Here is a 21,787-nt window from a genome sequence, read left to right as displayed (position 1 = left end):
AAGCACCCTCCCGGATTAACCGCCAACACCATAATCACCCCGACTTTTCCCCGTCACCGCAACGAAAAACCCGATCTTAAGCAACACGTTCTGCCCTATAACCCGGCCTTGGCGCCGCACAGCTCGCATGTTTTGGCGCTGAACAGTCCCATGATCTTCTCCTGGCGGGATGTGGTGGTGTCTGTGGTCGGGATTGACGGATTGGGGCGACCCTGGGCTCCATGGCCGCGGCCCTGGTGCTAGAACTTGCCCCCGCCACCTCCGTGGGAGGAGCCCGAGGAGGAGGTGTGTGTCGAGGAGCCGGAACTGGAGGACTTCGACTCCTTGCGTGTCCGATCGACATTGCGGGAGATGAAGGTGTCACGGCTGGTGGTGATTGCCAGGGAGTTGGGGACCACGTAGTTCTTCGCCGTCGGCTCCAGGCCCTCGTTCTTCATCTTGCTGACGAAGAACCCGTGGACCATGGCAACGGTGCACAGTCCTCCGAAGAACACCCCGAAGGTGGCAAGGGTCGAGTTGATGAGCCACGTCGCGGGATCCAAGGGGGCCCGGGTGATCGGCTTGCCCTTGCTGGCGGCCTGCATATAACGGTCGCACTCGTCAACGAAGAGCGTGGAGGCCTTGTACCACTCGTTGTCACTCAGGGACGGTTTGAGACGCGCGCCGAGGGCTTCAATGCCCTGGTCGGTGAAGGTGGTGATGGAGGCGCCCCGGGTGGAGATCCACCAGTCGCGGCTTTCGGGGGAAATGAGGAGCAAGACGCCGCTGCGGTTGGGGCCGATGCCGTAGTCGTTGTAATCGAAGTAGTCGTCGGCGCGGGCCATGGGGGTCATGCCGTTGAGGTCGGCGATGAGGATGACAATATCCTGGTCGTACTTGGAGGAGGTGGCCAGGATCTGATCCTCGAGCTGTTGCTCCTCGGAGTCGGAGAGAACCCCTGACTCGTCAATAACATGCCGTGTGTCCGCCCGGGCCGCCTGTGGGACTAGTGCCAGCACTAGAAGGAGGCCCATGGCCAGGACGACGGCGATGGACCGAATCCGCGCGAACTGGCGGCCGGCCAGGGGTTGAAGGGTCGTGCTCATCGAGTGCTCCTGCGCGATCAGATCAGGTGAAAAATGTTCCAGCCGAGCGCCCCGAAAAGGGTGCACAAGGGGATTCCGAAGAGCCCGTACAGAATGCTCAGCTTCGCCTTGCTGATCGGGAAACTCCCCACGATCTCCCCGGTCTGGCCGTTGACGGCAAAGGGGTAGTCCTTGCCCGCGTAGTGGATGACAATGAGCCACACCGGCAGCAGCGCATACCAGACGGCCGTGTGATTGGTGTGGATATCAGAGGACTCCGTGGCCACGGAGGAGTAGCCGGTCACTGTCTCCTTGAGCATGTGGGAGAGGCTGGCCCTGGCCCGAGTGCCCGCGCGCGCAACCGTTTTGCTCGCCTCAATGTCGTAGGAGGAGGCCGCATAGCCGGACAGATAAGCGGTGGCAAAACCTGTTGAGGCGCTCAGGTTGAAGGGCTCAACGCCCTCGGCGCGGGCCGGGTTGAGTTTAGTGGTGCCGCAAACCGGGATTCCCTGGAATTTAATCGAGCCCTGACGCAGAACATCATAGACCTCGGTTTCGGTGTAATCGTAATCGGAGTCCGACCAGTGCTCCACCTTCTCCCCGCGGAAGCGCACGGTGCCGGCGGCCGTACCGTCGTGGAACCAATAGGGGACGTAGGCGCCGGTGGCCTCGGTCAGGGTGTGCTCGTCCTGGAAGGCCCGGGGAAGAAGGAACCTGCCCTTGGCGGCGTTCTTAAAGCCCGCGATCATGGTCGGCTTGTCCACCGAGAAGGGGATGAGGAACTGGGGGGCCTGGGTCGCTTTAAGCCGGGAGGCGGCCACGAAGGTGTTGCCGCAGAACCCGCAGCGCGTGGCCAGGAGGGTATTGTCCCCGACGATCTCGGCGCCGCAGGAGTTGCACTCCAGATGCGTGAGCGCCTGCTCCTCGGCGGCACTGAGCCGACTGCCGGACTTGACCTGCAGGTCGGCGACGGAAATGTTCGGCTCCGACGACGGCGGCGTTGGTCCGCCCTGCGGCCCTTGGGCGCCCGGTTGTTGCGGTCCTGGGGGTCCCCAGGCGCCCGGTGGTGTTGGTCCGCCCTGCGGCCCCGGGGCACCCGGTTGTTGCGGCCCTGGCGGCCCCTGCTGGGCGCCGTATCCGCCCCCGGGGGCAGAGGCCGGTACTGGGGTGCCCCGGGAGAAGGCCTCCACGGACTCCACCGTGGCGCTGCTCCCGCAGTAGTTGCAGCGCATGAGCCCACTGGCAGGGTCGAATTCAATCGGCGCCGAGCAAGAAGGGCACTTGTACTGGATATCGCTCACCATGACCTCACCGTCTGTGCGTGCTGCCCTCATCGCACCTCACGGGTGCGGGGGCCGGCCCGGCTGCGACGGCCAGGGGAGTCGACATGGGGTATCGAGCTGGACGAGCGGCGCCGGCCGGGCCCGCGAATCGTGCCCGAAGGTGCTTACGTACGAGAAGGCTAGGGCTCGCCCGGCTCGGGGTCCAGACCCTCGAGGGTCGCCTTGGCTGCATGCAGGTACCCTTATGGGTATTCTCCTCACGGGCCGCCGGCGGGATCATGGCTGACGGAGTCGTGCAGGACGCGCGCTGGAGACGGCGCCGCCTGGCGGCCCGAGGGCCCGTGACGACGTCGGGCCCGGGAATCCGGCAGTGAAGGGCGGTTGGCTCTAATGGGACTTATCCTGGCGGCGGCGGGCGCGATCGGCGGCAACCTCGGTGACCAGTGGCTCGACGCGATCGAGGCGCAGGAGATGGGCGAGGGGGTCGTCTTCTGCAAGGGCGGGAGGCTGCGCCCGGGCGACCGGCGCTCGCGTAACCGCAAGGGCACCGATGACGTCATCTCCAACGGCTCGAAGATCCACGTTTACGACCGTCAGGCAATGATGCTGGTCGACGGCGGCCGTATCACCGAGTTCACCGCCGAGCCGGGCTTGTACACGGTTGACTCCTCCATGATGCCCTCCCTGTTCGCGGGGGGCCTGGGGGACTCGATCAAGGACGCCTGGGAGCGCTTCAAGTTCGGCGGGGGTACGCCCACCAAGCAGCAGGCGTTCTTCGTCAACCTCCAGGAGATCAAGGGCATCCGGTTCGGCACGCCCAGCCCCTTGAACTACTTCGACACCTTCTACAACGCAGAGCTGTTCCTGCGCTGCCACGGCACTTTCTCCTTGAAGATCTCCAACCCGATCCTCTTCTACCAGGAAGTGATTCCCCGCGACGCGACGGTGGTGCACATCGATGCCATTAAGGAGCAGTACCTCTCGGAGTTCCTGGAGGCGCTTCAAAGCTCGATCAACCAAATGAGCGTCGACGGGATCCGCATCTCCCAGGTGGCCTCCAAGATGCGAGAGCTGTCGCGGTACATGCGGGACACGCTCGACGAGGAATGGCTCCAGATGCGCGGCATGGAGGTCTGCTCGGTCGGTATTGCCTCGATCACCTACGACGAGGAGTCCCGCAAGCTTATTGACATGCGCAACCAGGGCGCCATGCTCTCGGATGCCACAGTGCGCGAGGGCTACGTCCAGGGGGCGGTGGCCCGCGGCATGGAGGCCGCCGGCTCCAACTCCGCTGGTGCCAGCCTGGCCTTTATGGGAATGGGCATGGGTATGCAGGCAGGCGGTGGTTTTATGCAGGCCGCGTCACAGTCCAACCAGGCCCAGATGGCGGCACAGCAATCCGGCTACGGCTCAGTCCCCTCGAGTGCGGCGTCCGCCCCGCCCGCCTCCGCCTCCTCGGCGCCGGCTGCCGGTGGCGAGACGTGGACCTGCCCAACCTGCCAGACCTCCTCCAATGGCCGCTTCTGCCCAGGATGCGGTAAGCCCAAGCCTGAAGCCCCGGCCGCCGCGCCAGCGTTCTGCACCAACTGCGGCAACCGTTTTGAGGGGGCCCGTCCCCGGTTCTGCCCTCAGTGCGGTACCCCGCAGTCCTGAGCATCCGTGCCGGTCGGGCGGGTCGTGCGCGCACCGGCGGGCGGCACGCCGCCGGGATGAGCAGACGCCGGCCCCAGGCGCCAGCGCCCCCGGTATCCGGTGCACCCGGGCGCCGACGCGGGAGCACCGGCGCGCGGGTTTCGGCGCCCGGGCGTGTCCTCGGCTGCCTGCGAACAGACACCTTGTGTTTTTGTTTCTGGGACTGAAGTCACATTAGAGTGTTCGGCGTCAACCTGCCGCAAACTGCGGCAGGTCCCGGCAGTACGATCAGAAAGAGGCAACGATGCCCAAGTACGTATACCGTTTCAGTGAGGGCGACAAGGATCAGAAGGACCTCCTGGGCGGCAAGGGCGCCAATCTCGCGGAGATGACCAAGTTGGGCCTGCCCGTGCCTCCTGGGTTCACCATCACCACGGACGCCTGCCGCGCCTACCTGCGGGACGGTGCAGTGCCCGACGAGCTCGCGGTGCAAGTCACCAAGGCGCTGCGTGAGGTCGAGGAGGAGCTTAGGCGCGAACTCGGCGCCGCCAGCGACCCGCTGCTGGTCTCGGTGCGAAGCGGCGCCAAGTTCTCCATGCCCGGCATGATGGAGACGGTTCTCAACATTGGCCTCAACGACGCCTCCGTGGAGGGGCTGGCCGCCGCCTCCGGCGACGAACGTTTCGCCTGGGACTCCTACCGCCGTCTCATCCAGATGTTCGGCAAGACCGTCCTGGACATTGAGGGCGAGCATTTCTCCGCCGCCCTGGAGGCCAAGAAGGTCTCGTGCGGCGTGACCCTGGACTATGAGCTGGACGTGGTGGCACTGCGCGAGCTCGTCGAGGAGTACAAGGCCGTGGTGCGCGAGCACGCCGGCATTGAGTTCCCTCAGGACCCGCGCACCCAGCTGGACATGGCCACTGAGGCCGTCTTCCGCTCCTGGAACACCGAGCGCGCCCACATCTATCGCCGTCGCGAGAAGATCCCCCACGACCTGGGCACCGCCGTCAACGTGTGCACCATGGTCTTCGGCAATATGGGGGACACCTCCGGTACCGGCGTGTGCTTCACGCGCGACCCCTCCACCGGCCGCGCCGGGGTCTACGGGGACTATCTCGTCAACGCCCAGGGCGAGGACGTCGTCGCCGGCATTCGCAACACCTTGTCCCTGGCGGACCTGGAGCGGTTGGACAAGACCTCCTATGACGAACTGCGCGCCATTATGCGCAAGCTGGAGACCCACTACCGCGACCTGTGCGATATCGAGTTCACCATTGAGCGCGGCAAGCTGTGGCTGCTGCAAACCCGTGTGGGCAAGCGCACCGCCGCGGCCGCCTTCCGCGTGGCCACCCAGCTGGTCGACGAGAAGCTCATTACCACCGACGAGGCCCTTTTCCGCGTCAATGGCGCTCAGCTCACCCAGCTCATGTTCCCCCAGTTCGGCCCCTCGCAGGGACGTGACCTGCTGACCAAGGCCATGCCCGCCTCCCCGGGCGCCGCCGTGGGCTACATCGCCTTTGACAATGTCGAGGCCCAGGAGCGCGCCGCTGCCGGCGATCCCGTCATTCTGGTGCGCCGCGAAACCAACCCTGATGACCTGTCCGGCATGGTCGCCGCCGTCGGCGTCCTGACCGCCCGCGGCGGCAAGACCTCCCACGCCGCCGTCGTGGCGCGGGGCATGGGCAAGACCTGCGTGTGCGGCGCCGAGGCCCTGGAGATTGACGCCGAGGCCCGCACCCTGCGCGTGGTCGGCCGCGAGGAGGTCTTGGGCTCGAACGACAAGATCGCCATTGACGGCACGACCGGTGAGGTCTTCCTCGGCGAGGTGCCGGTGGTGGATTCCCCGGTCATGACCTACCTGCGCCGTGGCCTGGATGAGGCTCTGGCCCTCACCGAGGACGCCGACACCCGCGAACTCCTCGTGGCCGTGGACCGGCTCATGACCCACGCCGACAAGGTGCGCGACCTCCAGGTGCGCGCCAACGCCGACACCCCCGACGACGCCCGCCACGCCATTCAGCGCGGCGCCCAGGGGGTGGGCCTGTGTCGCACCGAGCACATGTTCCTCGGCGAGCGCAAGCAATTCGTGCAGAACCTCATTCTGGCCGCCACCGACGAGGAGCGCGTCAGTGCCCTAGACGCCCTGCTGCCGCTGCAGAAGAGTGATTTCGTGCAGATGCTGGAGACCATGGACGGCAAGCCCATGACGATCCGCCTCATTGACCCGCCGCTGCATGAGTTCCTCCCCGACCTCACCGAGTTGAGCGTCAAGGTGGCTCTAGGTCGCGAGCGCGGCGACCTCGACCCCGCCGACGAGCACCTGCTGGCCGTGGTCCGCAAGAGCCACGAGTCCAACCCCATGCTCGGCCTGCGCGGCGTTCGCCTCCTGCTGACCATGCCCGGCCTCATTGAGCTGCAAGTGCGCGCCGTCGCCGAGGCGGCCGTCGAGCGCCTTAAGGCCGGCGGCGACCCGCGCCCGGAGATTATGGTGCCGCTCATCGGCTCGGTCCGTGAACTCCAGATGGCCCGCGAGCGCGTCGAGAAGGTTCTGACTCAGGTCTCGGCGGAGTCCGGCTACGAGTTGGCCTTCCCGATCGGCTGCATGATCGAGCTGCCGCGCGCCGCGGTAACCAGCGCTCACGTGGCCGAGGAGGCCGACTTCTTCTCCTTCGGCACCAACGACCTGACCCAGACCACCTGGGGCTTCTCGCGCGACGACGTCGAGAGCTCTTTCGTGGGCCACTACATTGACGACGGCATCTTCGGTACCTCACCGTTCGAGTCCATTGACGTCGACGGCGTGGGCGGCATGGTGCGCCTGGGTGTTGAGGGCGGCCGATCCACCAAGCCGAACATGAAGCTGGGCGTGTGCGGTGAGCACGGTGGCGACCCCGAGTCCATCGCCTTCTTCCACCAGGCGGGCCTGGACTACGTCTCCTGCTCGCCCTTCCGGGTGCCGGTGGCGCGCCTGGAGGCCGGCCGCGCCGCCGTACTCGCGGCCATTGAGGACTGACCGTCCCGGTCCGGCCCGGGCTGACCGAGCCGCTCCGGTCCGGCCCGGTCCGGGCTGTACTGAGCCGGTTCGGACTGAGCCGGTCCGGTCTGGGTTGGTCCGCCGGTTGACTCGACCCGGCCCGGTCGGCCCGTCGGTTGGCCCGGCCCAGCCCGGCCGGCCCGCTTGAGTCGAGTCGGCCGGCCCGGCCCCTGGCCCTGGTCCCACGCTGCAAGGTGTGGGCCAGGGCTCTTTTGCGTAACGCCGACCGGTATGTGCTCGATGTCTCGCCCCTGGTGTTCAGCGGGGATTTATGCGCGTTATCACCGTGTTTGCGCTGGATATCGCCCTTCTGGGGCGCCATAGGCGCCTGGGCGCGTCAGCGTCGTGCGTGAGAGGATTGTTTCGGCAGGGTTGCACTCGGAGGGCGCTTTGGGCGCAGTCCGTGCGGGGATGGCTGGGAAAGGCGGTACGCAATGGCGCTCTTCGAACTCAACGAGGGTCGTCTTGCGTTTACCTCGTTGGGTGATCCCGGGAACGACGACGTACGGGGCACGGCCTTGGCCGCCATCCGCGAGCAGGTTGTCGAGGTGCTGGGCCGGCCGCTATTCCCCTTGGGATGGTCCCGCAAAGGCCGGGTCGAAGCGCTCACCGCCCTGGATCCTTCCGGCCGTGTCACGGTGGTCGAGGTCGCTGAGAGCTTCGGCGCCCAAGAGCTGGTCGATGCCCTGGTGCACCTGTCCTCCGCTTCAGCGGCCTCCGCCGCCGAACTTCAGGCCGCCTACCCGGGCGGCCCCGCTGTTTACAACGAAGACTGGGAGAGCTTCCGGGCCGGGGTGCCCGCTCGTGTGGCCCCCGGCCCGCGCCTGGTGCTCCTGACCACCGCCCTGGCCCCGGAGGTCCGCGACTCCGCCCCGGTGCTGGCCGCTGCGGGTATTGAGCTGCGGGAGATCGACGTGCGGCGCCTGCCCGACGACTCCACCGTGGTCACCGTCGACGTGGTGCGCGCCGTCGCCCCAGGGCCGGTTCCCGCGACAGCCGGGCACTCGGCGTCCGAGCGGCGCGACTCCCGCGGGCACGCCGCGTCCTTTGAGGAGCCGGCGCCCACGCGCGGGGCCGCGCCGGCCCGTAGACGCGGTTCCTCCCACGGGCATGCCGCGGCGGAGCCGCCCGCTGCCCCCTACGAGTCTTTGACCGGGGACACCCAGGTGCTGAGCACGGTCGAGGCGCGCAGCGCGCTCGCGGGCGATTCGAGGCGCAGCGACGGCCAGCATGCGGTGTCGCGTCGGGCTGCGGCGGCTTCTCAGTACTCCCCGGCGCCGCCGCCCGCCCTGCCGACGCCCGGCTTCGGCGCCATGTCCTCGGCCCCTACTCCTCCCGAGAGCACGGCTTCCGCACCCGAGGCGGACAGGGGCGACTTCCAGGACCCTGTTACCGGAAAGCTATCCCTGGCCGATGTGCGCGCCCGCGGGCACCGCTCCACCGGCCCGGTGCTCGGCGCTCAGCCCACCGTCCCGTCAGGGGAGGACGCCGAGGAGGCCATGCGCGCCGTCGCCGCCTCCCTGGACACCCCGGTCACCCTGGTGTGGCAGCGGATGCGCCGCGGCATCCACCATGAGGCCGTTCTCTACGGCGACGGGCGCATGGTGGTGAGCAATGGCCGCGTCTTCACCGACCCCTCGGCGGCCGCTAACGCCGTCCAGTACACGCAGGACACCGACGGTTGGCGGGTATGGCGCCTGGGGGTTCAGGGACCAACCCTGGCCTCGCTCTACGCCGCGGTCCTCAGCGACCGCCAGGCCTGACCCGCGGCCGGCTCAAGGCCGCCCCGCGGACCGCCGCGGCTCAGCGCAGCACGTAGGCCCCCAACCAGCGGCGCATGGCCGAGTACACCTGCTCGCGCACCGGGGGAGCTGAGAGCGTGAGGTCATGAACAGCGCCCTCGAAGCGCGCCACGGTCACCAGCGCCCCGAGTTGGACCGCGCGGCGGGCGGTGGCGTCGGCGTCAATGACCGTGTCGGTGCAGCGCGCCTCGGGGCTCCACACCACTCCCAGGTGACTGCGCGCCGAACCCATGGACAGCACCGGGCAGCGTATATCCAGGCCCGCGGCTACGCGGGCCTGGGCGTTGAGCACCGCCTGGAGCCAGCCCGGCCGGATCGGTGCCGAAGGGTGGATGATCCAGTCGGCCTCCACCCGCCAGCCGGTCACGTACGGGTCTGAGGCCCAGGCGGGATCGGGCAGTTCACCGTCGCGCACGGGATCCCAGCCCGCGGTAATGTCGAAGAGTTGGTCGGAGGGGATCGGTGGGGTGGGGATGACCATGCGCGGGTCGCGCCAGGCCAGGGTGCGCACCACCGGCTCGCCCACCGTCCGCGCCGGCTCGGAGCCTTGAATCTCCAGCCAGGGGGAGTTCAGGACCAGGGCGGCCAGGGCCCCGGGGTGCTGGTCGGCCCACAGTGCCGCGGTCAGTCCCCCGGTGGAGTGCCCGGCCAGGACCAGGGGGATCTCCAGGCCGCATTCGGTGCGGATCTGGGCCAGTGCCAGGCCAAGGTCCTCGTCGTAGTCGGCCAGGGAGGTGACCCATCCGTGCATCTGGCCCGGGCGCAAGGAGCGCCCGTAGCGCCGTAAATCTATGGCGTAGAAGGCTCCGCCCAGGCGGGCGACCTGCCGGGCCAGGTCGGCGTTGAAGAAGTAGTCGTTCCAGCCGTGGATGTGCAGGTAGGCGAAGGTGGGGGAGGTGGGGGTGTTGGGCAGGGCGGCGGGGTCGTCCGCCGGCATGTAGCGCACCAGGGTGGCGACAATGCCGTCGTCCTCATCGTCGGGGAGGAGCTCCAGGGTGCGGGCCTGGAAGCCCGCCCCCAGAATGTCCGGCCCCCACGCCCCGACCGGGGCGTGCTCTTCATGCGAGCCCGGTGAGGGCGGGGAACCGGCGGTGCCGGGGTCTGAGGGGGCGGCCGGCGCTGGGCTAGCGGTGGTGCTCACGCTCCCATTGTCCAATGTGTCCGGCGGTGCATGGCGGCTTCCGCTCCCCTTCGCCCCCCTCGCCCTCCCTCCTTCCAACGAAATCCTCACAGCGCAACGTCCCGGGACGTCGTGCTGTGAGGATTTCGTTGGAGGGAGGGGGAGAAGGCGCGGGAGGGAGGGGCGCTCAGGCCTTGTTCTCGGGGTTCTCGGGGTCGGCGTCCAGGAAGCCCCGCAGGATCGCCTCCATTTGGTCGGCCTCAATGAGGAAGCCGTCGTGGCCGTGCAGCGACTTAATGGTGGCGCGCCTGGCGTCGGGAATGCAGCGGTGAAGCTGCTCGGCCTGCGCGGACAGGAACAGCCTGTCCGAGTCCACGTCCACCACCAGGGTGCGCGCGGTGATCGTGCCCAGCGCCTTCTCGGTGCCTCCGCGCCCGGTGCCGACGTCGTGGACCATCATGGAGTGGGTGACAATGAGGTAGGTGTTGGCGTCGAAGCGCGCCAGGAGCTTGCCGGCGTGGTAGTCCAGGTAGGACTCGATCTGGTAGCGCCCGCCCACCGCCGGGTCTTCTTCGCCCTGGTGCTTGCGCCCGAAGCGGGTATCGAGCTCGGCGGCGCTGCGGTACGTGGTGTGCGCCAGCGCCCGGGCCAGGCCCAGCCCCCGCACCGGCCCCACCGGGTGGGAGTAGTAGTCGCCGTCGAAGAAGTAGGGGTCGCCCACGATCGCCAGCTCCTGAAGGTGGCACCAGGCGAGCTGGTCGGCCGTGGTTGAGGCGCCGGTGGCCACTAGTGCCAGGTTGCGCACCCGGTGGGGATGGGAGACCGCCCACTCCACGGCGCGGTGCCCGCCCAGGGAGGCGCCAATAACCAGGTGGAAGGTCTTAATGCCCAGGGCGTCGGCCAGGTGCCTTTCGGCCTCGACGGCGTCTCTGGTGGTCAACCAGGGGAAGCGTGAGCCCCAGGGGCGCCCGTCCGGGCCAATGGAGGAAGGGCCGGTGGATCCCTGACAGCCGCCGAGGATATTGGCGGCCACCACGAAGTAGCGCTCGGTGTCGATGGCCCTGCCCGGCCCCACCAGGGAGTCCCACCAGCCGGGGGTGGGGTGGCCCGGGCCCGCCTCGCCACTGACGTGCGAGTCCCCGGTCAGCGCGTGCAGCACCAGGACGGCATTGTCGCGCCCGGGGGTGAGCGCGCCCCACGTCTCGAAGGCCAGGGTGGTTTCGGGCAGGACCTCCCCGGACTCCAGGGGCAGGTCGCCGATTTCCAGGAAGTGGCGGTCCCCGGGCTCGTCCCCGGGGCGCCAGGCGCCGGTGGGGGAGCCCGCCTTGCGGTCCACCAGCTTTGACGACGCCGTGCCCACGCCGGGCGCGAGGGGCTGCGCCGGGGGATCCGGGTTGGACTGCGTGGTCATGGTGTCCTCCTGAGATGGACCGGACGGAGTGGTAAGGGGCGGGCCCTGGGGATGGGGCCTGGGCGGGACGACGACGTCGACCGGTCGTTGTCGCCCGGCTTCTTAGTCATGGGAGCCAATGGCGTCCAGGGCCTGGGCCAGGTCGGCCAGAATGTCGTCAATGTGCTCAATGCCCACGCTCAGGCGCACCGTGCCCGGGTTAATGCCGGCGGCCGCCAGACCGTCGTCGTCGAGCTGGGAATGGGTGGTGGTGGCCGGATGGATGGCCAGGGAGCGCACGTCGCCCACATTGGCGAGGTTGGAGAACAGTGTGAGCGCGTCAATGAGGGCGGCCCCCGCCCGGCGCCCGCCGACCAGGTCGAAGGCGAAGACGCTCCCGGCGCCGCGCGGGCAGTACTTGCGGTGAAGCGCGTAGTAGGGGCTCTCGGGCAGACCGGAGTAGCGCACCTCGGCGACCTCGGGGCGGCTGGTGAGCCAGCGGGCCACCGCCAGGGCGTTGTCCACGTGGCGCTCCATGCGCAGGGATAGGGTCTCAACGCCCTGGGCCACGAGGAAGGCGTTGAGCGGGGAGGCGGCGAACCCCAGGTCGCGCTGGCCCTGAGTGTGGGCTTTGAGGATGAAGGCGAGATTGGCCCCCAGGTCGCTGCCCACCCCCAGGTCGCGGGCGTAGACCAGTCCGTTGTAGGAGGGGTCGGGGGTGTTGAAGGTGGGGAAGCGCTCAGGTTGGGCGGCGTAGTCGAAGTTGCCGGAGTCGACGATGACGCCCAGGACTGAGGAGCCGTGACCGCCCAGGAACTTGGTGGCCGACTCCACCACAATGTCCGCGCCCCACTCAATGGGGCGGGTCAGGTAGGGCGAGGCCAGGGTGTTGTCGACCACCAGGGGGATGCCCTGGGCATGGGCGGCCTGCGCCAGGGCCTCAATGTCGAGGATGTCGCCCTTGGGGTTGGGGATGGACTCCCCGAAGAAACAGATGGTGCGCTCGTCGGCCAGGGCCGACCAAGCGGCGGGGTCGGCGGGGTCCTCGACGAAGCGAGTGGTCAGCCCCAGGCGGGGCAGGGTGTGGGTGAGCAGGTTGGTGGTGCCCCCGTACAGGGACGGTGAGGCCACGATATTGTTCCCGGCTCCTCCCAGGGTCAGGAAGGTCAGGGTTTCCGCAGCGCTGCCCGAGGACACCAGGTGCGCCCCGACGCCCCCCTCCAGGGCTGCGACGCGGCCGGCGACGATCTGGTTGGTGGGGTTGTCCAGGCGCGTGTAAATGGGGCCCAGGGACTTGAGGGCGAAGCGGTCGGCGGCCTCCTGGGCGTCGGGGAACACGAAGGAGGTCGTCTGGTAGATCGGAATGGCACGGGCGCCGGTGTCGGAGTCGGGGGTGTGGCCGGCCTGGACCTGCTTGGTTTCAAAACGCCAGGCCGAGGGGCCGGTGGGGGAGAGGGCGTCGGTCATGGTGGGGCTCCTGAGTTTCAGGGGCGGACGACGTCGAGGCCCGGGGCGCGTGCGTGCGCGTCTTCCCGTGGTGGTTCCTGGCGCTGGCTCGTCCGCCTAGTGGGTGGATGAGGGACGCGCACGGGCCCGTTGCTGCGTGCGCGTCAGTGGCGCATTCGGCGGGGCTGCTCACGGAACATGCCTCACAGTAACCATGAGGCGGGCCGATGGCGCAAACGCCGGCCGAATTGTGGGCCGGCCGCGCGGGGCGGGTCGACTTCGGGGCCGGCCTCCTGGGGCCGTCCCGAGCCCCGGGCCGGGCCGGAGCGCGCGGGGCGGGCCGGGTCCCGGCGCCGTGCGCCGGCCCGGCGGCGCCCCGGTGGGCCAGCCGCGCGGGGCGGGTCGACTTCGGGGTCGGCCTCCTGGGGCCGTCCCGAGCCCCGGTCCGGGCGTGGCTAAGACGGCTAATGAGCCTGTGTATGGCTAAACTCACAGCCCTTCTACGGTGTGGAGGTCCCGTTGAAATCGCGCGAGGAAGCAGCATCTGAGGCGGATGTGAAACTTGTGAACTGTGTTGTTTGTGTGTCGCGAGCGGCCTTTGGCCGATATGGTTCAAGCAGTACTCGGGGAACACCCGTCAAGACGACGCGCCGGAAGACGCTGGAGGACATGTGAGCTCGAATCTGCGTAAGAAAGGCTCTCGCGGTATTGCCGCTATAGCCGGCCTGGCTCTGGTGCTCGGGCTGACCCCGGTGGTCCATGCGGACGATGTGACCCAGGACGACATTGACAAGGCCAAGGCGGAGGAGAGTGCCACCTCAACGTCGATCGCCAACCTCGAGGCCCAGTTGGCTCAGCTCAGCGCGGACCTGGAGGACGCCCAGATCTCCGCCCAGGTCGCCAACGAGGACTATCTCGCCGCCGCCGCCGATCTGGACACCGCCACTGATGAGGCGGAAACGGCCCAGACCAATGCGGACAATGCCGCCGCCGAGACCGCGGCGGCCCGCGTGGAGCTGGGCGCCGTTGTCTCCCAGACCTATGCCGAGGGCGGCAACCCCCTGGACGCCCTGGCCCCCTATCTGACCACCGACTCCCTGGGCGACATGGCCGAGGTTGAGGTCGCCCTGACCCGCGCCGGCGAGAACACCGACGCCAAGGTGCAGAACGTCGAGGCCCTCCAGGCGGTTGCGGACACCATGCAGTCCCTGGCCGATGAGAAGGTCGTCGCCAAGCAGGATGCGGCAGACACCGCCGCCACCGCGAAGACCAACGCCGAGACGGCCGCGGCCGACGCCCAGGAGGCGGTCTCCAACGCCGAGACCGAGCGCGCTTCGCTCATCTCTGAGCTTGCGGCCCAGCGCAATACCACGGTCGAGCTTGAGACCCAGTACCAGGCCCAACTTGAGGCCGAGCGCAAGGCTCGCGAGGAGGCCGAGGCGAAGGCCGCCGCAGAGGCTGCCGCTGCGGCGGCTGCCGCGGAACAGGCGCAGCAGCAGGCACAGCAGGCCGAGGAGCCCTCCAGTCCGCCGGCCGACTCCGGGGGTGAGGCGGCGGATCCCGGCTCCGGTGAGAGCTCGGGTTCTGGCGAGGGCTCGGGCGCCGGCTCTGCGGAGCCCGAGCCGCAGCCCGCACCCGACCCGGAGCCCGAGCCGGATCCCGACCCCGGCTACACCGGTGGCGGGGGGGCCTCGGCCGCCGTTAGCGCCGCCTACTCCTACCTGGGGGCGCCCTACGCCTGGGGCGGGGAGTCCTACGGCGGGGTGGACTGCTCGGGCCTGACCATGTTGGCCTACCGGTCCGCAGGCGTCTACCTGACGCACTCCTCGCGGGCGCAATACGAACAGGGCACCAAGGTGCCGCTGAGCAGCGCCCAGGAAGGCGACCTCATCTTCTGGTCACAGGACGGTTCTTCGTCGGGCATCTACCACGTCGCCCTCTACCTGGGGGGAGGCCAGATCATTGAGGCCCCCACCTTCGGGATGACGGTGCGCGTGACCTCCATGTCCTACGGGGACATCATGCCCTACGCGGTGCGCCCCTAAGGCTCACGCACCCTCTCCCCGTCGCCGGGCGTCCCGAGCGCTCGGCGACGGCGACGGGCAAGTCATTGGTGGTCATTGGTGAAGGTAGACGTCGGCGCCGGCCGTCTCCCGCAAGGGCGCGGGCAGACGCCGGCGCCGGCCGCATCCCGGGGGCGGGATCAGCGGCCGGCGCCGACGTGCGTGACTGAGGTGGCGGGGCCAGGGCGGCGTGGGGCGGCGGCTCCTCGGGGGAGCCTCAGTGGCCCTCGCGGGCAATGCGCTCCTTCTCGCGCTCGTAGGACTGGAGAATCTCCTCCTCGGCCTCCTCACGGCCCACCCAGTGGGCGCCCTCAACGCTCTTGCCCGGCTCCAGGTCCTTGTAGACCTCGAAGAAGTGCTGGATCTCCAGGCGGTGGAACTCGCTGACGTCCTCAATGTCAGTGCGCCAGGAGGCGCGCTGGTCTCCTGAGGGGACGCACAGGACCTTGTCGTCCCCACCCTTCTCGTCGCGCATGCGGAACATGCCCAGGGCGCGGCAGCGAATGAGGCAGCCGGGGAAGGTGGGCTCCTCCAGTAGCACCAGCGCGTCCAGCGGATCCCCGTCCTCTCCCAACGTGTTGTCAATGAATCCGTAGTCGTCGGGGTAGCGGGTGGAGGTGAAGAGCATCCGGTCCAGTTTGATGCGTCCGGTTTCGTGGTCGACTTCGTACTTGTTGCGGTTGCCTTTGGGGATCTCAATTGTGACGTCGAACTCCACCGGGCGTCTCCTAACTGCTGTGTTCCGGTCCCCCTCACGGTTGTCACGCCGCGGCGGCCGCGGAGCGGACCCGTTGCGTGGCAACCGGGAGGGTTGATCGTGTTAGCACTAGTGTGACCTACGACGGCGGGTTGTGGGCCGCTCTCCGCGCCCCCGTCTCATCCCGCCCCACCCCTCAACCACCGGAGGAAACGTGCGCAAGGTGCAGATCGCCGCGTTGACCGTTGCGAGCTTGGCCGTCGCCTGCGGCTACTACGGGCTCGCCGATTCCCTCGATCTGGTCCCTGGCCCTTTGACCGTGTCGACCGCCGACTACGTTGTTCAGCCCTTCCCAACGCCAGCGGCGGCCCCGGCGACTCCCACCATTGAGGGGCCGGCCGACGACGCCCCCATCCCGGACGCCGGCGTGCTCTCCGGTTATGCCGCGACTCTCGCCGCAGACTCCATGACCGGGGGCGGCACCGTCGCCGTGTCGGTGATCGATGTCGCTACCGGTGAGGAACTGGTCGACCACTCCGCTACCCGGGGCCTGACTCCGGCGTCGTCGAACAAGGTTCTCACCGCCTGGGCGGCCCTGTCCCTCCTGGGGGCCGATCACACCCTCCAGACCACGACGGTGCTCCAGGGCAGCACGGTCACCCTGGTGGGGGGTGGAGATGTGCTCTTGGCGAACGATGCGGGCGACTCCTCCGCCGTCGCCGGCCATGCGGGCCTGGGGGACCTGGCCCGTCAGACCGCGGAGGCGCTTCAAGCCAAAGGGGTGACGAGCGTCTCGGTGGCCCTGGACGACACCCTGTTCACTGGTTCCACCTGGAATGCCGGATGGGAGGAGGGCAATGAGGCCTGGGTGGGCCAGGTTCAGCCGATCATGATCGACGTCTCCGCCCACCACGAAGCCGGCGACTACCCGGCCGACCCGGCCATGGAGGCCGCCCAGGCCTTCGCCGGGCACTTGGCGGCCGCCGGCATCACCGTTGACGGGCAGGTTGCCCGCGAGGCGGCCCCCCAGTCCGCCACCGACTTGGCTTCTGTGAGCTCGGCGCCACTGGCGGACATCCTGTCCCTGTCGTTGAAGACCTCCGACAACACCATGACCGAGGTGGAGGGCAGGCTCGTGGCCGTGGCCGCGGGGGAGACCGCCGACTTCGAGGGGGCCGCCCGGGCGGTGCTGGCTCAGCTGAAGGCGGATGGCTTTGATACCTCCGGCACCACGCTGGTGGACGGCTCGGGGCTGGCGCTGGGCAATAAGGTTCCCGCCAGGCTGCTGGCGGAGGTTCTCGCCCGCGCCGCCGGCCCCCGGGGCGGGGTTGTTGGACGCGTCCTCATTGCCTCACTGCCGGTGGCGTCCCTGGACGGCACGCTCGATGACCGTTTCGTGGGCACCACCGGGGCGGGCACGGTGCGCGCCAAGACCGGGTCCCTCAACGAGTCGGCCTCACTGAGCGGCGTCGTGGTCACCCAGGACGGCCGGCTGCTGGCCTTCGCCGTTATTGTCGACGGCTTCCCCGACGGCGGGCTGACGTCGGCGCGGGTGGCCATAGATGAGGACTTCGTCATCCCTCTGTCCGCCTGCGGCTGCTCGGGTTAAGGGCGCGGGTTGAGGGCGTCGGCATAGTGCGCGGTCGTACCCTGGGCCGGTGAGCACCGACTTGCGACCCGCTAGCGCCGCTGACCTCGTCGACTGGGACACCGCTTCGCGCCTGGCGCGTGAAGCCACCGCGGCGGGCCCTACCGCCACAGCGGCGGCGCGCCGCAACACCGTGACCCGGCTGCGCCGCGGGGCCGCTGACGCCCCGGCCTGGGTGGGGCGCATCACCGGACTTGGGGCGGCGGCGCGCCGGGCCGCCGCCAGCACGGAGGTGCTGGTTGTGGACCGGGCGGGTTTGGTGCGCGCCGCGGCGACCGGCCTGCGCGACCTCATGGCCGGGGTGCCCGCCGCGCCGTCGTCCCCGGCCCTGCGCGCTGTTGGGGCGGCGGAGGTCGCCGGGGCCCTGGGATTGCTCTCCACCCGTGTCCTGGGGCAGGTGCTTCCCCCGGCCGCGCCCTCCGGGGCGGAGGATGCCGGCGCGGCCCGGGGCGGTACTCGGGCCGCTGGGGGCGGGGCCGGTTCGGCGGGCAGAGCGGCCCAGGAGACTGGGGCGACCCAGGAGGTGACTGGGGCGGCGCAGGCGGTAGCGCCGTCAGGCGGCCGGGTGGAGCCGGTGGTGGAGGCCCGCATGCTGCTGGTGGCCCCCAATGTGCTGGCCCTTCAGCAGCGCTTGGAGCTGGACCGGCTCGACCTGCCGGTCTGGGTGGCGTTGCACGAGGCCACCCATGTCGTCCAGTTGAGCGCCGCACCGTGGTTGGCCGCGCACCTGCGCGCCGGGCTCACCGAGGTGGTTGAGGCCATTGTGGCCACCTGGGGCGGGTCCGCGGGTGAGGGCGGGGCGCGGCTGGGCCCCGCCGAGAGGGTGGCGCGGGCACTCGGGCTGCGTGACGGCGAGAAGGGCGTCGAGGGCCTGAGCCAGCTGCTTAGCGCCTCCGAGCGCCGCGTCCTGGCCCGGCTGGTGACCACCCTCAGTTTTCTGGAGGGGCATGCCGAGGCGGTCCTGGACGCCGTCAAGCCCTCCCAGATGCCGTCGGTGCACCGGCTGCGGGCGTCGTTGACCGGCTCGGGGCACCAGGAGGGCGGGACCGGCCCGGGGATCGGGGCGCTGCTATGGCGGCTCCTGGGCGCGCAGGCCAAGGAGGCGCAGTACGACGACGGCGCCGCTTTTGTGCGCGCGGTTGTCGCCCGGGTGGGGCACGAGGGACTCAACCGGGTGTGGGCTGCGCCGGAATTGCTGCCCAGCCCGGAGGAGATCGCACGGCCCGAGGCCTGGGTGGAGCGAATGGGGCTGTGATGCAGCGGTAACCATCCGGTGGGTGGCTTTCCGCTGAGGTCGGCTGGTATCTGTGGCAGGCTTGTGGCGTCGGCGGGTCGTCGTGTCCCCGTGCGGGGCCTGGAGGGCGCCTGCCTCACTCACGGTGTGTAAGGAGCCGAGATGGACGTCGCGGACATGGGACAGGACCTTCAGGAGGTGCTGATCACCCAGGAGCAGATCGATCAGCGCCTTGATGAGATGGCTGCGCAGATCGACGCCGACTACGCGGACAAGGACCTACTGCTGGTGGGTGTACTCAAGGGCGCTATCTACGTCATGGCCGATCTATCGCGCCGGCTGCACCGCTCAGCGCCCATGGACTGGATGGCGGTGTCCTCCTACGGGTCGGGCACCAAGTCCTCCGGGGTGGTGCGCATCCTCAAGGACCTCGACACCGACCTGACCGGCCGCGACGTACTTATTGTTGAGGACATTATTGATTCCGGGCTCACCCTGTCTTGGTTGACCGGCAACCTCTCCTCGCGCGGGGCGGCGAGCGTGGAGATCGCGACCCTGTTGCGCAAGCCTGAAGCTGCCAAGGTGGAGGTGGAGGTGGCCTACGTGGGCTTCGACATCCCCACGGAGTTCGTGGTCGGCTACGGGCTGGACTACGCCGAGAACTATCGCAACCTGCCGTTCATCGGGACCCTGCGGCCCGAGGTCTATGGGGGTTGAGCGCATTCTGGCCCGTAGCCGAGAGGCCCGAAGCGTGTTAATAAACAACCGCACTTCGTTTGTCAAGGGGCTTTGGTCCTGAGTGGGGGTGGTGTTGGAGGGGGACTTTTCGGCTTGGCGTCGTTGGAAGTTGTTTGCCGGGGGCGTGGAAGTGGCGTCGGTGGCGAGTGGCGTGATTGCAGGGAGAAGTGGCAGAATGGGGGCGGTGCTAGCCGTCCCGTTGGGGTGCTTGCGGGGCCGGTGGCGATCCGGGCCCTTGAAGTGGCGTCATGGCGCGGCTTCTGGGGCAGGGGGGTCAGAAAGCACCTCGCACCATAAGGTGCATTAAGACCTGAAGTCGTAGCAGTGATCTGAGCGGCTTTATTACGGTCAGAAAGCACCTCGCACCATAAGGTGCATTAAGACACACTATGGGCGTACTACCCTCGAGAGAAATGTCAGAAAGCACCTCGCACCATAAGGTGCATTAAGACGACATTTTAGACCCGGCCACAAGGCCGAGGGTCACAATGTCAGAAAGCACCTCGCACCATAAGGTGCATTAAGACTCGAAGTTGTAGCGCTTCTCTTCGATGGTCATCTTGGTCAGAAAGCACCTCGCACCATAAGGTGCATTAAGACGGTAACAGGGTCCGAAGACGGGTGGTCCAGATAACGTGTCAGAAAGCACCTCGCACCATAAGGTGCATTAAGACGCGCGCTCGAAGACCTCAAGGGGAGTAGGGGTGGCAACGTCAGAAAGCACCTCGCACCATAAGGTGCATTAAGACCGGGTCTCGTGGACCCGTAGCCCCCCACGACGAGTCAGAAAGCACCTCGCACCATAAGGTGCATTAAGACTCCGTAAAGGACTACATAATCGTTATGCCAGCCTTCAAGTCAGAAAGCACCTCGCACCATAAGGTGCATTAAGACAACCGGCTCAGACTGCGCGGGGAGCTCCCACTCCTCCGGTCAGAAAGCACCTCGCACCATAAGGTGCATTAAGACGAGGCCCGACGGTAAGCGTTTGACTTCTCGCCAACGAGTCAGAAAGCACCTCGCACCATAAGGTGCATTAAGACATGATTATTCTACCCGAGGAGAGACACTCCTCTGCATATTCCGTCAGAAAGCACCTCGCACCATAAGGTGCATTAAGACGGGAAGAACTCATCTTCCCATAGCCCGTCACGCCGTCAGAAAGCACCTCGCACCATAAGGTGCATTAAGACAATAACACCCATGTCCCGAGAGCTGATATCGTCAGAAAGCACCTCGCACCATAAGGTGCATTAAGACATTGTTATCCTCGTTAGTACGTGGGATACATATACGTCAGAAAGCACCTCGCACCATAAGGTGCATTAAGACCCAGCCGGCCTCCCGCAGGGTGTGCACACTCATGACCGTCAGAAAGCACCTCGCACCATAAGGTGCATTAAGACACTAGAGTCGTCCATTGTAGTCTCCTTTCGTAGATGGTCAGAAAGCACCTCGCACCATAAGGTGCATTAAGACCGGCTAGCGCTCAACCAAGCGTCGGACTTCTCTCCGAGTCAGAAAGCACCTCGCACCATAAGGTGCATTAAGACACGGGCGTCGTTGCCCATGCTGCCTGCTTACTTCGTCAGAAAGCACCTCGCACCATAAGGTGCATTAAGACGAACTCCCGGCAGCGATCAATTGGTTAGGGTCGACTTGTCAGAAAGCACCTCGCACCATAAGGTGCATTAAGACTTCGTCGGCCGTTAGTTTACTCCCGGCGATAACGCCGTCAGAAAGCACCTCGCACCATAAGGTGCATTAAGACATGTTACCGAATTCTGTACGTTCTTCGCCCTGACGGTCAGAAAGCACCTCGCACCATAAGGTGCATTAAGACTTGCGTCACCCCGCTGGACAGCTTCCGCTGACCGCTGGTCAGAAAGCACCTCGCACCATAAGGTGCATTAAGACATCAGCGTGGCCATCTAGCCACGCGGCCAGTTCTACCGTCAGAAAGCACCTCGCACCATAAGGTGCATTAAGACGCTACCCCAAGGTCTTGGAGTAATTCATGAACTGCCGTCAGAAAGCACCTCGCACCATAAGGTGCATTAAGACTCCAGCCAGACGATTCTGGGACCTCCGTATGTTACGTCAGAAAGCACCTCGCACCATAAGGTGCATTAAGACGTTGACCCGTATCCTCCGACAAGGGGGAGGGGTGCTGTCAGAAAGCACCTCGCACCATAAGGTGCATTAAGACGACACGCCCCGCACCTCATGCAACGCCCAGTGGACCGTCAGAAAGCACCTCGCACCATAAGGTGCATTAAGGGCGGCGCAGGCCCATCGTCTGTGCTATGCTCTGCCCAGGTGTCAGAACGCTCCTGTACCATGGGTGCATTAAAACCTTGTTGTCGAATTCATCGAACCGGAACACCGTCGATCTAGAGGGTGCTCCGCACCGTGAGGTGTGTTATGGCAAAAAGGGTGGGCGTCAGACAGCCGCAAATCGGGGTCTTTGTTCCCATCACCTCTGGTGATGGGAACAAAGACCCCGATACAGGGGCTCGGCAAAGTTGTTTCTATGGTGCTGTGACCAGGCGTGTTGCTTCTGATGGTTCGTAGGTGAGGTGTCGTAGTCGTTCGGCTATGGATGCGTGGGGTCCGTAGGTCAGGCGTATGAGGCT

General features: G+C 67.3%; 13 protein-coding genes and 1 CRISPR repeat array. Of the genes, 7 read left to right on the top strand and 6 right to left on the bottom strand.

The genetic code is table 11. The annotated features are described in order from the left end of the window. Positions 1-239 precede the first annotated feature (239 nt). Complete coding sequence (locus tag EUC46_RS07305; protein WP_128773525.1) at positions 240-1,085, bottom strand: TPM domain-containing protein; 846 nt, start codon at positions 1,083-1,085, stop codon at positions 240-242. 17 nt (positions 1,086-1,102) lie between these two features. Next, positions 1,103-2,398, bottom strand: coding sequence for a TFIIB-type zinc ribbon-containing protein (locus EUC46_RS12535; protein ID WP_164918773.1), 1,296 nt, complete (start codon positions 2,396-2,398; stop codon positions 1,103-1,105). 339 nt (positions 2,399-2,737) lie between these two features. Between EUC46_RS12535 and EUC46_RS07290 the strand changes: the two genes are divergently transcribed. The 3 genes from EUC46_RS07290 (at position 2,738) to EUC46_RS07280 (ending at position 8,776) form a co-directional block, all read left to right on the top strand. After that, positions 2,738-4,000: an SPFH domain-containing protein gene (locus EUC46_RS07290; RefSeq protein WP_128773522.1), complete on the top strand. Its 1,263-nt coding sequence runs from the start codon at positions 2,738-2,740 to the stop codon at positions 3,998-4,000. 283 nt (positions 4,001-4,283) lie between these two features. After that, positions 4,284-6,992 (top strand): pyruvate, phosphate dikinase, encoded by a 2,709-nt coding sequence (gene ppdK / locus EUC46_RS07285; RefSeq protein WP_128773521.1) that lies wholly within the window; start codon positions 4,284-4,286, stop codon positions 6,990-6,992. 455 nt (positions 6,993-7,447) lie between these two features. Next, positions 7,448-8,776, top strand: coding sequence for a restriction system modified-DNA reader domain-containing protein (locus tag EUC46_RS07280; protein WP_128773520.1), 1,329 nt, complete (start codon positions 7,448-7,450; stop codon positions 8,774-8,776). A 40-nt stretch (positions 8,777-8,816) separates the two neighbouring features. Here EUC46_RS07280 and EUC46_RS07275 read toward each other — a convergent pair whose 3' ends face one another. The 3 genes from EUC46_RS07275 to EUC46_RS07265 form a co-directional block, all read right to left on the bottom strand. Further along, positions 8,817-9,839 (bottom strand): alpha/beta hydrolase, encoded by a 1,023-nt coding sequence (locus tag EUC46_RS07275; protein WP_241655469.1) that lies wholly within the window; start codon positions 9,837-9,839, stop codon positions 8,817-8,819. A gap of 283 nt (positions 9,840-10,122) precedes the next feature. Then, entirely contained in the window at positions 10,123-11,346 is a 1,224-nt protein-coding gene (gene metX, locus EUC46_RS07270; protein ID WP_128773518.1) for a homoserine O-acetyltransferase MetX, read from the bottom strand. 102 nt (positions 11,347-11,448) lie between these two features. Then, positions 11,449-12,792 (bottom strand): O-acetylhomoserine aminocarboxypropyltransferase/cysteine synthase family protein, encoded by a 1,344-nt coding sequence (locus EUC46_RS07265; protein ID WP_128773517.1) that lies wholly within the window; start codon positions 12,790-12,792, stop codon positions 11,449-11,451. Positions 12,793-13,442: 650 nt separating this feature from the next. On the opposite strand from EUC46_RS07265, the gene EUC46_RS07260 reads away from it, so the two are divergent. Further along, complete coding sequence (locus tag EUC46_RS07260) at positions 13,443-14,816, top strand: C40 family peptidase (protein WP_241655462.1); 1,374 nt, start codon at positions 13,443-13,445, stop codon at positions 14,814-14,816. A 235-nt stretch (positions 14,817-15,051) separates the two neighbouring features. Here EUC46_RS07260 and EUC46_RS07255 read toward each other — a convergent pair whose 3' ends face one another. Further along, complete coding sequence (locus EUC46_RS07255) at positions 15,052-15,552, bottom strand: inorganic diphosphatase (protein WP_128773516.1); 501 nt, start codon at positions 15,550-15,552, stop codon at positions 15,052-15,054. Positions 15,553-15,745: 193 nt separating this feature from the next. Here EUC46_RS07255 and dacB point away from each other — a divergent pair, with 193 nt between their 5' ends. From dacB to hpt, 3 genes are all read left to right on the top strand, one after another. Then, positions 15,746-17,140: a D-alanyl-D-alanine carboxypeptidase/D-alanyl-D-alanine endopeptidase gene (dacB, locus tag EUC46_RS07250; RefSeq protein ID WP_128773515.1), complete on the top strand. Its 1,395-nt coding sequence runs from the start codon at positions 15,746-15,748 to the stop codon at positions 17,138-17,140. A gap of 49 nt (positions 17,141-17,189) precedes the next feature. Then, positions 17,190-18,434: a zinc-dependent metalloprotease gene (locus EUC46_RS07245; protein WP_128773514.1), complete on the top strand. Its 1,245-nt coding sequence runs from the start codon at positions 17,190-17,192 to the stop codon at positions 18,432-18,434. Between the two features lie 141 nt (positions 18,435-18,575). After that, complete coding sequence (gene hpt / locus EUC46_RS07240; RefSeq protein WP_128773513.1) at positions 18,576-19,130, top strand: hypoxanthine phosphoribosyltransferase; 555 nt, start codon at positions 18,576-18,578, stop codon at positions 19,128-19,130. A gap of 294 nt (positions 19,131-19,424) precedes the next feature. Continuing rightward, positions 19,425-21,433: a CRISPR direct-repeat array (repeat unit 37 nt; unit sequence GTCAGAAAGCACCTCGCACCATAAGGTGCATTAAGAC). Positions 21,434-21,787 lie beyond the last annotated feature (354 nt).

This window comes from Actinomyces oricola, from assembly GCF_004104015.1.
Classification (GTDB): Bacteria; Actinomycetota; Actinomycetes; order Actinomycetales; family Actinomycetaceae; genus Actinomyces; species Actinomyces oricola.
The sequence above is the reverse complement of the archived record's forward strand: the minus strand, read 5'-3'. Positions and strand labels throughout refer to the sequence as shown.